Here is a 336-nt window from a genome sequence, read left to right on the forward strand (position 1 = left end):
AAAACAACGCACATTGTTTATCGCTTAAACAATGTGAGAGTCTCTCAAAAATCTCAACTTGAATAGTGTACTTTAAACTATCGAGTCGACGAGCGACATGAGTTCAAGGCAGCCCGCGCACAGCAAGCGCAGCGTACTTAACGTACGTGAGCATTGCGCGCACGGACTAACGCCGAAATCATGAAGCACAGTCACTCGTTGTAAGTTTATTGTTGATGTTAGCGTTGAAGCCCCTTAATGTCCTAACTTCCCAACTTCCCAACTTCCCAACTTCCCAACTACCCAACTACCCAACTACCCAACTACCCAACTACCCAACTACCCAACTACCCAACT

This window comes from Providencia sp. PROV_01, from assembly GCF_053098325.1.